Source organism: Tenacibaculum aiptasiae, assembly GCF_965221665.1.
GTDB lineage: Bacteria > Bacteroidota > Bacteroidia > Flavobacteriales > Flavobacteriaceae > Polaribacter > Polaribacter aiptasiae.
Genome location: NZ_CBDCSN010000003.1, coordinates 1,103,116 through 1,116,301, shown reverse-complemented (window position 1 = coordinate 1,116,301; position 13,186 = coordinate 1,103,116). Strand labels below are relative to the sequence as shown.

Genomic DNA, 13,186 nt, shown 5'->3' with positions numbered 1-13,186 from the left:
TTGGTAGAAAAAGAAAAGACTGGTTTACAACTAAACCAGTCTTTTCAAAATATTATTCAACAGTTACTGTACCTTTATTAAAATCTACAGTAATTTTATATGTACCATTTCCTGGTGACTTTACATTACTTTCACCATCTCTAACAATCATTCCTGGATATTTAGAGCTTTCACCCCAATCGTTATCCCAAGATCCTTGCATAGGTAAAAACTTAAATTCATCAGTAGCAGTTAATACTTGATTAATTTCGAATACTCCTTCCGAAACTTTTGTAAATGGAGCCGCAGTAGTATTATCCCATCCATTAATTGATCCTACTAAATGTAATGCGGCAGGAACTGTTACTAATGAATATGATAAGTCATTGAAATCTACAGTCACCATATAAGTACCAGCATCAGCTACTTTTATATTTTGCTCATCGTCTTGGATGATTTTTCCTGAAGAGTTTTTGTTTTCTCCCCAATCACCATCCCAAGATCCTGAAGTTGGTAACATTTTAAATTCATCACCTGCAGAGAAAGTTTGGATTCTTGTAAATACTCCGTTTCCTGAAGTGTTGAATTGTTGAGTAGCATCTGCATTATTCCATCCATTATGAGCTCCAACCATGTATAAGTTATCTATTTTAGAAAGCTTAAAACTTAATGTGTTAAAGTCGATAATTACGATATAGTTTCCTGCATCAGTAACTTTAATGTTTTGTTCACCATCTTGTACTATTTTACCAGCATTAGTTGGATCTTCTCCCCAGTCTCCATCCCAAGATCCTGAAGTTGGTAACATTTTAAACTCATCATTTGCATTGAACATTTGTACTCTTGAGAATACACCATTTCCATCATTATAAAATTGTTGAGTAGCATCTGCATTATTCCATCCATTATGAGAACCTACCATAAATAAGTTGTCTGGCACTGCACCTTTGTATGGAGTTAATGAAATAGTAATCATTTGAGATGTTCTAAACAAATCTCCTGAAGCTGTTTTTGCAATTGCTTTTATTCTGAAATCAAAATTAGCAGCAGTATTAGCAACTCCACCAGCAGCTATTACAGCATCATTTAAAGCTTCATGAGAAATATCAAAAGATTTATTCTCTGTTGATCCAATATTGCTAACGGTAGCAAAATTAGTTCCTCCAAGTGCCATTTCTACTTCATAAGTAATTTTAACACTACTATTATCAGCTGCTTCTGGGTCATCCCAGTTAATTGTTAATGCAGTTAAACTAGGATCTGCATCAGATAATACTTTAGTAAAAGAATTATCAGGGCTAGTAATTACAGGAACTTTTACAGCAAATTTAGATACTTGTAATAAAATGGTATTAGAAGTTGTACTACCAGCTTTTAATCTGATATAAACACCAGTTTCTGTAAATGATTTAATATTTGCGTTACTTAAAACAGTATTGAATTCAGATACTGTCATAGTAAAACTATTCTTATCTGTAGTTCCTAAAAGGATTGGACTAGCAAAAGTATCTTCTAAAGCCATTTCTACCATGTATTCCGAACTTCCAGTAATTTCGTCAATCCAAGTAATAGTAAAGGCAGGGTTATCTGGTAAAGAAAAGTTTAAAAACACATTTGAAATTCCAGGTGTATTTAATACAAATTTAGATTCTGGAGTAACAATATTTAAACTTTCTTCTGTATCACAAGAGCTGAATATTAGCGTAAAAGCTATTAATATCAGACTTAATTTATGTAAATATTTCATTTTTATTGTGATTATGTTAAAATCTATTTTTTATAAGTTTAATGGAACAAGGATGTATTCTCCTGTTAAATCATTAAACCAAACATCGTAATCATCTTCAACAACTACAGGAATATCTGCTCCTCCATTAGTAGCAGTTCCTGAAAATGAAGTATTACTTCCCCAAGAAGCTCCAGCTCCAGTTACAAACTTTAAATTACCAGGTGTTAAATGAACATTGCTAACATTCCAAATATGTCCATCAAAAGTTAATGCAGTTAATGGAGTAGAGGCTGTAACAGCTGAACCTTGTAAAGCTAATGAAGCAGGGCTAGTTGCTCCTGATGCATCATATGATTTAAAAGAATATTTCTTGCTAGCAAAGTTGATTGTAAACGTATAAAAACCAGCTGTTATACCATTGTTATTGGCAGGGAATGTACCTGGATCAGTACCTCCACCAGGATTTACTTCAATTGTACCTGAATATTCTCCACCTGCTAATACACCATCGTTTGTACCCCATTGAGGTTGCCATAAACCTTTTGTTTCAAGAACTTTAAATTCACCTGCACCAAAATAAGCTGTATAAGTGTATTCATTTTCATCATTAGGGTTACGGAATAATGCTGGGTTATTATTATTGTTATTCCAATCTGCAGCAGTAGCATTTCCAACTAAATAATAATCTTTAAACACATAGTTAAAGTATGGATAAACCATTAAATTAATTGAGTTAGAGTTTACTGGGTTTCCATTTTGAGTTCCTAATGAAGAAACGACTCTTACATAAATAGTACTCCATTCAAATGGATTTAAACCAGAATTTCCAGCAGCAGAATTTAATTCAGCCATAGAAAAAGTTACATCGTTTTTTCCAGTTAATGTTGTAGCTGTTACAGGAGATGTAAAAGCTTCATCACTAGAAAACTGAACTGCATAATTAATAGCAGTTTGTTGAGCATAGTTTGCATCAGACCAGTTTAATGTTAAAGCAGGAGTGCTTGTATTTACAGGGTCTAATGTAATTTTATTTATACTAACATCGGCTAATACTGATGCAGTTCCATCCGATACAGTAAATATATCTGAAGTATCATCACAAGCATTAAATACACTAAGCGTTATTATTGCTATGAATAAACTTGTTAGTTTTAAAAATTTATTTTTCATAATTAATGTTTTCAAATATTAGTACCCAGTATTTTGAGTTAAATTAGGATTTGAAGCTAAACTGTTGCTTGGGATTGGATATACACTCATGTGATTAGGAATAGAAATACCGTTGCTAGCGTTACCTTTCCAAGTCCAGTTGTAGTTACCTCCTGTAAATCTTCCAAAACGAATTAAATCTTGTCTTCTATGAGCTTCCCAATGTAGTTCACGAGCTCTTTCATCTAAAATGAAATCTAAAGTTAACTCAGCAGCTGTGATTGTTTGTGGATTGTTTGCACGTGTTCTTAATTGATTTACATAGTTAAGAGCATCAGCATTTGTTCCTCCTGTTCCACCTCTTAAAACTGCTTCAGCATACATTAAATATGCATCTGCAAGTCTAAATAAAGGGAAATCAGTATCTACAAACGTTTGATCGCTACCTTGTGCTCCAGTTGAAGTACGGTTAGAATACTTAGTAATAATATATCCTTGATCCTGATCTGAAATATCAGTAATGTTTACATCTCTTTGTGCTGTGATTAATGTATTTCTAGAATCATTGTTAAATACACCACCATTAAATAGGTCGGCAAATTGCTTTCTTACTCTTAAGGCGCCTCCCCATCCGCCGGCACCAACACCTAACGAAACTCCGTTTGCTTCAATACTACCAACTTCTCCGTTAACCATAACAGTTGTTGGACCAAAGTTTTGTGTTGTAAGACCATCAGAAATTAAAGGGAAGATAATTTCATTTGTAGCAGGATTAGTATTGTTATCTGCCATGAAATTGTTTAAATAATCAGGAGCTAACGTATAACCACCGTTAATTATTTGATTAAGATACGTTAAAGATTCTGTGTATTTATCTTGAGCAATATATACTTCAGCATTTAAATACATTTTAGCTAAAATCATCCATGCAACAGCTTTATCAGCACGTCCATACTCATTTGTCTTTGGATCTAATAAGTCACCCTCAATTGCTTTTAATTCACTCTCTATAAAATTAAAAAGAGTAGCTCTATCTGCTTGTGGTGGATTAAAATTAACAACAGGATCTGTTTCAACTACCATTGGTGCTTTTCCAAATAAATCCATTAAATGATAGTAAGATAAAGCTCTTAATAATCTAGCTTCTGCACGGAAAGTTTTGATATCTGCTCTTGTCGCAGTAGAAACGTTTCTAGAATCTAATTTAGCATCAGTAGTTTCTCTTAAAAAGCTGTTTGCAAAAGAAACTGAAACTGTGGCTCTACCAAAGAAACCATATAATAATGGATTTTGAGCAGTCCATATGTTACGTTGAATTTCTCTAGTACCTGGATCGTTTTCGTATGACCAGATCATTTGATCAGCAGATAAAGTTTGTAAGTATACTAATACACGACCGTATTGACTTGTACCAGCATCTAAACCTTGTACGTTAGAGCTTCCTGCACCATCTACACCTGTTAAAGATAAGTTAGCATAAACACCCGCTAAAACTTCTTTATAGGCACTTTCATTTTTAAATAACTCCTCACTTAATACAGTTTGGTCATCTTGTGGTGTAATATTTAAATCTTTAGTACACGAAGAAACAACCAAAGCTATACTTGCTAAGAAAGCTATGAACTTTATTGATTGAATATATTTTTTCATTTTTTAAGTATTAAAATTTAATATTAGTACCGATAAGGAAGTTTCTAGGTCTTGGATAAATAGTATTATCAATTCCACCAAATACCTCAGGGTCTAAACCACTATAGTTTGTAATGGTAAATACATTTTGCATTCCAGCCCAAATACGAATACTATTTTTTGAAAACTTTTTAATAGGTCTATCAAATGTATAACCAATAGTAATATTATCCATTCTTAAGAATGATGCATTTTCTATAAAGATATCAGAGTTTAAAACATCTGAAGTATTTACAAAGTCAGTTGCTAAAACTGAAGTAGGAACATTTCCTAATACAGCATTATCTTGTAATAAAGCATACTGAGCTCTTGCTGAATTTACGTTGTTATAAACATAATTTCCAATATTAGCTCTTAAGTTAAAAGATAAATCAAAGTTTTTATAGTTAAAGTTTGATTGGAAACCAAAGATTAAATCAGCAGCTGGATTTTCTTTTAAATAACGATCATTATCATTTATAATTCCATCACCATTTAAGTCAGCATAAGAACCTTCAATAGGTTTTCCAGCGCTATCATATAATTGTTTGAATACGTAAAAAGAGTTTGGAGCAAATCCTTCTCTCAAAAGTTGAATAGTATTTCCTGTTCCTCCAGCAGTACCTCCAGTTCTAATATCGCTATTGTTAGCTAAAGCAGTAATTTTTCTGTCAAGATATGTAGCGTTAGAAGTAAAGTTCCAGTTGATATCTTCTGTTTTTAAAATATCACCGTTAAAAGTGAATTCAATACCGTTAATTTCTAAATCACCAACATTTTGAATTACTTGGTTACTAAAGTTAATTCCATCAGGTAAACCTGTGTTAAATAATAAATCTGTTGATTTTTTATTAAAGTAATTTAATGAACCATCAAATCTATTGTTAAATAATCCATAATCAATACCAAATTCTAAAGTAGCTGTTTCTTCCCACTTTAAGTTAGGGTTGATAACCGATGGAATTGTTGCTTTAATAACATTATTTCCAAATTGGAATTGAGAGTTTTGATTTCCGAAACGATATCTATTCAAATAAACATCATTTACTCCAGGTAAGTTTTGTTGCCCTGTTAAACCGTAACTAACTCTTAATTTTAAGTTAGATAATATTTCTGAATCTTTTAAGAAGTCTTCTTCGCTTACTTTCCAAGCTAAAGCAGCTCCACCAAAATCACCCCAACGATTTTCACTACTAAAACGTGAAGTTCCATCTCTACGGTAGTTTAAAGTAAGTAAATATTTGTCTAAGTAATCAACTTTTACTCTACCAAAGAAACCGATGTTTACAACATTAGGGTCGGCAAAAGTGGTAGCAAAAGATGTAGGGTTTAATGTGTTTCCAGAGTCACCACCAAAGTTTTTAAACTTCTGATAAGAATAACCAGCAGTAACATCTAGGTTTACCTTTTCTAATTTTTTGGTATAGTTTAAATAACCATCTAATAATTGGTTGCTTCTTTCAGAATATCCTGAAGAGCTAATACCAGCAAAACGCAATGTTTCATCAGCATTTCCAATATCATATGGGTTTGTATAAGTTGTTGTTCCTTCTGCTTTATCAAAACCAACATTAATAACTGCTCTTAAGTCAGGGAAGAAATGAAGTTTATAATCAAGATTTAAGTTTCCAAAGTGTCTAAATACTTTACCTCTACTGTTAGCTAATAATAATGCAGCAACAGGGTTTTGAGTACCGTTTAAAACTAAATTTCCATTTCTGTGTTGATAAAAACCTCCAAAAGGTGAACTAGCATCGTATACTGGTTGAGTAGGATCATAACGTAAAGCTGCTCCAATTTGACCAGCATCACCAAACCTACTATCCTCGAAGTTTCTATTATAATTTAAGTTAATTTTTAAGTGATCATCTAACAAAGAAGGGTTCATCGATAACGATATAGTTTTTCTATCAAAATTAGAAGTTAAGATGTTTCCTTCCTGATTAGCAAAACCTAAAGATAATCTTGTAGGAATAGCTCCAAAAATTTGACCTTTAGCAGTTAAGTTGGTTAGAGACGAACCTGTAGATCTAAAAATTTCATCTTGCCAATTTGTATTTGCTGTACCTAATAAGCCAACATCTCCTGGTCTTCTTTGTTGGATTAAGCTTCTAAAAGCATCTGCAGAGAAAACATTAATTCTATCTCTAATCTCACCATAAGTAAATTGGTAGTCTAAATCTAATGTGAAGTCTCTTTTACCTTTTTTAGTTGTAATAATGATTACACCATTAGAGGCACGAGATCCATAAATAGCAGTAGCAGACGCATCTTTTAATACAGAGAATGATTCAATATCATTAGGGTTTATGTTTGCTAAAACACCACGAGAACCAGCTACACTATTTTCTTCAATTGGTAAACCGTCAATTACTATTAAAGGAGAATTAGATGCAGTAATAGATGAACCTCCACGAATGGTTATTTGAGAACCAGAACCTGGCGCACCACTTGTTTTAATTTCTACACCAGAAACTCGACCACTTAATAAGTTTTCAGGAGTTACAACGTTACCTTTAGTAAAGTCTTTAGCAGTAATAGCTTCTACTGAACCTGTAGCATCTTTTACCGTAGTAGTACCATAACCAACTACAACAACTTCATCTAAGTTTTGGTTGTCGTTTTCTAATGAAACATTAATTGTGGTTTGGTTACCTACTAAAACTTCTTTTGTTTTTAAACCTATAAAGGAATAGACTAAAACGTCTGTAGGTTTAACATTTTGAATACTATAATTACCATTAAAGTCGGTATCAATACCTTTAATTGTCCCTTTTATGATAATACTTACACCGGGTAAAGGTTCCCCTGTGTCTTTTTCTGTAACTTTACCTGTAACAGTTTGTTGGGCAAACATTGTTATAGAGGAAAGTAGTAGAATTCCACTGAACAATAATTTTAAATTTTTCATGTATAAATTATTAAATAATAACTGTAAATTTGATCTATAAGCAATCAATAATTTAAATTCCACTCCGTGAAGGTAGTCATTAAAATATCTTTCTAGCTACTATTAATGCTACGAAAACGTTTTCGTGTTAATAACTTTTTTACTTTAACTTAACATATCGATAATATTAACCGAAAAATTTATCAGTTTTGTAAAATATGAAGCCAAAAATTACCATAAAGATAATAGCAAAAGAGTTAGGTGTATCAGTTTCAACAGTTTCTAAAGCTTTGAGAGACAGTTATGAAATTAGTAAAGAAACAAAAGATCGTATAAAAGCATATGCCGATTACTATAATTATAGACCTAATAATTTAGCATTACAATTAAGAAATCAGAAAACAAAAGTTATTGGTATTATATTACCCAAAATTGTACATCACTTCTTTTCAACAGTGATTAAAGGTATTGAAGACGAGGCGAATAAAAGAGGGTATAATATCATGGTTTGCTTTTCTAATAATAATGAAAAGAAAGAAGCAGAAACCATAGATGTTTTAACTAACGGAAGTGTTGATGGGTTGTTGGTTTCTATAGCAAAAGAGACGTTAGAGAATAACACTTTCTCTCATTTTAAAAGATTAACCGAAAATGAAGTACCTTTAGTATTGTTTGATAGAACACATGCATCTATAAACTGTGATAAGGTAATTGTGGATGATATAGGAGCAGGATATAAAGCAACAAAGCATTTGTTGGATTTAGGTTGTGAAAAAATAGCAATTGTAACAACACCTGAGCATGTAACAGTAGGTTTGCACAGAGAGCAAGGTTACGAAAAAGCACTAAAGGAACAAGGAGGAGTTATTGATAGGGATTTAATTATTGAGGTAGATGAAGAAAAGGATATTTATACTCAAATAAAAGAATTGTTTGTGCATGAGGTAGATGCTGTGTTTGCTGTAAACGAAATTTATGCAGCTATCGCTATACGAATAGCAAAAGAAAAAGGTTTGAGGGTTCCTGAAGATATTTCAATAGTTGGATTTACAGATGGTTTAATATCAGAATATTCATCACCATCTATTACTACGGTAGTTCAACACGGGTTTACTATGGGGAAACAAGCAGCGGAAATGCTAATAGATAGAATAGAAAATGGAGACGATAAAAAAAGATTTCAAACAAAAGTGATTTCCAGCAACTTGAAGATTAGAGAATCTACGAAATCGTAATAGTAACTTTTTTTCATAGTTAACAATCTAAGTTATATCTTTATCACGACAAAAAGACTTATCAATAATTTTTATTCCACAAATAAATAGATAAGTCATAGCGCTTATCGTAGTATAAACTAATTAATTACGATAATGAAAAAGCGTAAATTAAGTTTCTGGGAAATTTGGAACATGAGTTTCGGTTTCTTAGGGATTCAGTTCGGTTTTGCCTTACAAGGAGGCTTTATGTCTCGAATATTTCAAACTCTTGGTGCTGCTAAGGATGACATTCCCATGCTTTGGATTGCCGCTCCATTAACAGGACTATTAGTTCAACCAATTATTGGATATCTAAGTGATAGAACTTGGAGTGTGAAATGGGGGAGAAGGCGTCCTTATTTTTTAATAGGAGCTATTTTAAGTTCCCTAGCATTATTTTTAGTACCGCATTCTCCAGCTTTATGGATTGCTGCTGGTTTCTTATGGATTTTAGATGCTTCAATTAATGTGTCTATGGAGCCATTTAGAGCTTTAGTGGCAGATAAGTTACCAGAATCTCAGCGTTCTTATGGGTTTGTTGTACAAACATTAATTATAGGTATTGGAACTTGGGTAGCAAGTAATTTACCGTGGATGGTTTCACAATTTGGAGTAAGTGATTCTGCTGCTTCAGGAGTGGTGCCAATGTCGGTAAAAGTTGCCTTTGCAATTGGAGCATTTGTTTTCTTAGTAAGTATTCTTTACACAGTTTTTACTACTTCAGAGTATCCTCCAGAGGATATGGAAGCTTTTGAAAAAGAAAAAGCTAAAAAGAATCAATTTATTCCAGATATTTTAAATAATGTAGGAAGTATGCCTTCAACAATGAAGAGGTTAGGTGTAATACAATTCTTTAGTTGGTTTGCTTTTTTTACTATGTGGAGTATGGCAAACCCTGCACTTACAGAACACGTATTTAAAACGCCTGCACCAATTGAAGCGAACTATGATATGGCTGTGACTGCGCAAGCAGAAGCATTTAATGTAGCGAATACAGCTTTTCAAAAATCATCAAATTTGGTGGGGTCCTATATGGGGACATATGGATTATCATCAATGGCTTTTGCATTATTATTAGTGTTATATACATCAAAAAGAAGAATTAATAGAAAGTATGTTCACATGGTTTCTTTAATCCTTGGGGGATTAGGTTTCTTAATGATGAAGTTTATACCATCGCCAGAATATTTAACAATCTCGTTTGTTTTAATAGGATTTTCTTGGGGAAGCATCTTGTCAATGCCATATGCAATGTTGTCAAGTTCCGTTGATCCTAAAAAGATGGGAGTAATTATGGGGATATTCAATATGTTTATTGTGATACCTCAAATAGTTGCTGCTTTAGGAGGAGTTAATTTTATTTCTGGTTTATTAGGCGAAGAAGCTATTAATGCAATGACAGTAGCTGGGGTAAGTTTACTATTAGCTGGTTTAGCAAACTTCTTAATAACAAACCCTAAAGCAATTACTTACCAAACAGTAGAAGAATAAAAATGAAGAAAGGATTTATTTTCGATTTAGACGGTGTTATTGTTGACACCGCAAAATATCATTTTCTAGCTTGGAAAAAATTAGCAAATGATATAGGAATAGATTTTACCGAAACTCAAAACGAACAATTAAAAGGAGTAAGTAGAGTAAGATCTTTAGAAAAAATATTGTCTTGGGGAAATAAAACAATCCCAGAAGATGAATTTATGGAACTCATGGCAAAAAAAAATAATGATTATTTGAGTTATATAGCCAAGATGGATGAAAGTGAGATTTTGCCAGATGTTCCTAAAGTATTGAATTACTTAAAAAAAGAAGACCAGCCAATATCGCTGGGGTCAGCAAGTAAAAATGCTAGACAAATTTTAAAAAAGGTGAATTTAATTTCAGACTTCAATGCTATTGTTGATGGTAATGATGTATCAAAAGCAAAACCAGATCCAGAAGTATTTTTAAATGCAGCGAAATCGTTAGAAATGATTCCGCAAAACTGTATTGTATTTGAAGATTCTTTAGCAGGAGTTCAAGCTGCTAACAATGCAAACATGATATCAATAGGTATTGGAGATAAAGATGTTTTAAAAGAAGCAGATTATGTTTTTAATGATTTTACTGAGATAAGCATCGCCTTTTTAAAAGAGTTAATAGAGAAATAGAATACAAAACTTAAGTAGAGTTTTAAAAAATAGAATGATTTAAAATGAATCAAGATTATATCAAATCCAACGAATGGAGTATTATAGAAGAGGGATTTAATGCAGAACGTGTAAAATCATCAGAAAGCCTTTTCAGTATTGGAAATGGGGCTATGGGGCAACGCGCCAATTTTGAAGAAACATATACAGGAGACACTTTTCAAGGAAGTTATATCGCAGGGGTTTATTACCCAGATAAAACGAGAGTTGGATGGTGGAAGAATGGTTATCCAGAGTATTTTGCAAAAGTTTTAAATGCTCCAAACTGGATAGGAATAAACGTAAAAGTAAATGATGAACAAGTTGATTTAAATACCTGTTCAAAAGTTACAGAATTCAGAAGAGAGTTGAATATGAAGGAAGGTTGGTTATCAAGAACCTTCAAAGCGACTTTACAAAATGGAATAGAAATTTCTGTAGAAGCAAAACGTTTTTTAAGTTTAGAGTTAGATGAAGTAGGTGCTATTAAGTATACAATAACTCCATTAAATTCTGATGCCACAATTAGTTTTGAACCATATTTAGATAGTGGAATTACTAATGAAGATACAAACTGGGATGCGAAATTCTGGAACACTCTAAATGTATCAACAGAAGGAAATCAAGCATTTATAGAGGCGCATACAATGAAAACTGAGTTCCATACTTGTACATTCATGGAGTCTCAATTAGAATTGAATGGAAAACAACTAAGTATTCAGCCAGAAGTAGTAAAATCTGAAAAGAAAGTTTCTTTTAATTATACAACTGAGGTTAAAGAAAAAGAAAGTTATACCATATTTAAGTTTGCTGGATACACTGCTGATAGAAATCATGATAAAAGCGAGTTAGTTTTAGCAGCAAAATCAGTTTTAATAAAAGCTACATCATTAGGATTTAATGACTTGCTAGAACTACAGAAAAATTCTTGGGCAAAGATTTGGGAGACTGCAGATATAACAATCTCTGGTGATGTAAAAGCTCAACAAGGAATTAGATTTAATATTTTTCAATTAAATCAAACTTATTTAGGTACTGATCCTTTATTAAATATAGGACCTAAAGGATTTACAGGAGAAAAATATGGTGGAAGTACTTATTGGGATACTGAAGCATATTGTATACCATTTTACATGGCCACAAAAGATGAAAAAGTAGCAAGAAACTTGTTAGAATATCGTTACCACCATTTAGATAGAGCCATAGAAAATGCAGAAAAGCTTGGATTTACCAATGGAGCTGCATTGTATCCAATGGTAACAATGAATGGAGAAGAATGTCATAACGAGTGGGAAATTACTTTTGAAGAGATTCATAGAAATGGAGCTATAGCGTTTGCTATTTACAATTATTTCAGATATACAGGAGACTATTCATATATACCAGAAAAAGGATTAGAAGTACTTATTGGAATTGCGCGTTTTTGGCAGCAAAGAGCTACATTCTCAACTGCAAAAGATAAGTATGTAATTCTTGGAGTAACAGGTCCAAATGAGTACGAAAACAATGTAAACAATAACTGGTATACAAATTATACTGCCAAATGGTGTATAGAATATGCTTTAGAAAGCATTGCTAAAGTAGCTAAGGAGTATGCTAAAGATTACGAGCGAATTTTAGAAAAAACTCAAATAACTAATGAAGAGTTAGAAGCTTGGAAAAAAGTAGCAGATAATATGTATTTCCCGTATTCGGAAAAGCATGATGTATTCTTACAACAAGATGGATTTTTAGATAAAGAATTGGTGTCAGTAGCAGATTTAGATAAGTCGCAAAGACCAATTAACCAAAAATGGAGTTGGGATCGAATATTAAGATCACCATACATTAAGCAAGCAGATATATTACAAGGTTTCTATTTCTTTGAAGATCATTTTTCAAAAGAGCAATTAGAGAAACACTTCGATTTTTATGAACCATTTACAGTTCACGAAAGTTCATTGTCGCCTTGTGTACATAGTATTCAAGCAGCTAAGTTAGATAGAATGGACCAAGCATATGAGTTCTATTTACGTACTTCTCGTTTAGATTTAGATGACTATAACAAAGAAGTAGAAGAAGGGCTACATATTACTTCAATGGCGGGAACTTGGATGAGTATTGTTGAAGGTTTTGGAGGAATGAGAATTAAAGAAAATAAACTTTCATTCGAACCAAAGATTCCTAAGCAATGGGATGGATACTCTTTTAAAGTTAACTTTAGAAATCAAATATTAAAAGTATCTGTAAATCACGAAAAGACTGAATTTGAATTAGAAGGAACTGAAGAATTAGAAGTTTTATTCGAATCAAAAAGCATAAAAATATCCCCTAATAGTATGATTACTGTGTAATCAAAATTAATCCCTCA

General features: G+C 32.4%; 8 protein-coding genes. 4 read left to right on the top strand and 4 right to left on the bottom strand.

Annotated elements, in window-relative coordinates:
* Positions 1-52: 52 nt before the first annotated feature.
* Genes ACOQN8_RS16680 through ACOQN8_RS16665 form a run of 4 tightly spaced genes read right to left on the bottom strand, consistent with a single transcriptional unit; the run spans position 53 to position 7,436 of the window.
* Positions 53-1,726 (bottom strand): SusE domain-containing protein, encoded by a 1,674-nt coding sequence (locus ACOQN8_RS16680; protein ID WP_420553549.1) that lies wholly within the window; start codon positions 1,724-1,726, stop codon positions 53-55.
* A 30-nt stretch (positions 1,727-1,756) separates the two neighbouring features.
* Positions 1,757-2,878, bottom strand: a complete 1,122-nt coding sequence (locus ACOQN8_RS16675) for a SusE domain-containing protein (protein WP_420553548.1) — start codon at positions 2,876-2,878, stop codon at positions 1,757-1,759.
* 18 nt (positions 2,879-2,896) lie between these two features.
* Entirely contained in the window at positions 2,897-4,507 is a 1,611-nt protein-coding gene (locus ACOQN8_RS16670; RefSeq protein ID WP_272149590.1) for a RagB/SusD family nutrient uptake outer membrane protein, read from the bottom strand.
* Positions 4,508-4,517: 10 nt separating this feature from the next.
* Entirely contained in the window at positions 4,518-7,436 is a 2,919-nt protein-coding gene (locus ACOQN8_RS16665) for a SusC/RagA family TonB-linked outer membrane protein (protein WP_420553547.1), read from the bottom strand.
* 197 nt (positions 7,437-7,633) lie between these two features.
* Here ACOQN8_RS16665 and ACOQN8_RS16660 point away from each other — a divergent pair, with 197 nt between their 5' ends.
* The 4 genes from ACOQN8_RS16660 (at position 7,634) to ACOQN8_RS16645 (ending at position 13,169) form a co-directional block, all read left to right on the top strand.
* Positions 7,634-8,650, top strand: a complete 1,017-nt coding sequence (locus tag ACOQN8_RS16660) for a LacI family DNA-binding transcriptional regulator (protein ID WP_420553546.1) — start codon at positions 7,634-7,636, stop codon at positions 8,648-8,650.
* Between the two features lie 135 nt (positions 8,651-8,785).
* A complete protein-coding gene (locus ACOQN8_RS16655; RefSeq protein WP_420553545.1) occupies positions 8,786-10,162 on the top strand; it encodes an MFS transporter in 1,377 nt (458 codons plus the stop codon).
* 2 nt (positions 10,163-10,164) lie between these two features.
* Positions 10,165-10,818, top strand: coding sequence for a beta-phosphoglucomutase (gene pgmB, locus ACOQN8_RS16650; RefSeq protein ID WP_420553544.1), 654 nt, complete (start codon positions 10,165-10,167; stop codon positions 10,816-10,818).
* Between the two features lie 44 nt (positions 10,819-10,862).
* Positions 10,863-13,169: a glycoside hydrolase family 65 protein gene (locus tag ACOQN8_RS16645; RefSeq protein ID WP_420553543.1), complete on the top strand. Its 2,307-nt coding sequence runs from the start codon at positions 10,863-10,865 to the stop codon at positions 13,167-13,169.
* The last annotated feature ends 17 nt before the right edge of the window (positions 13,170-13,186 follow it).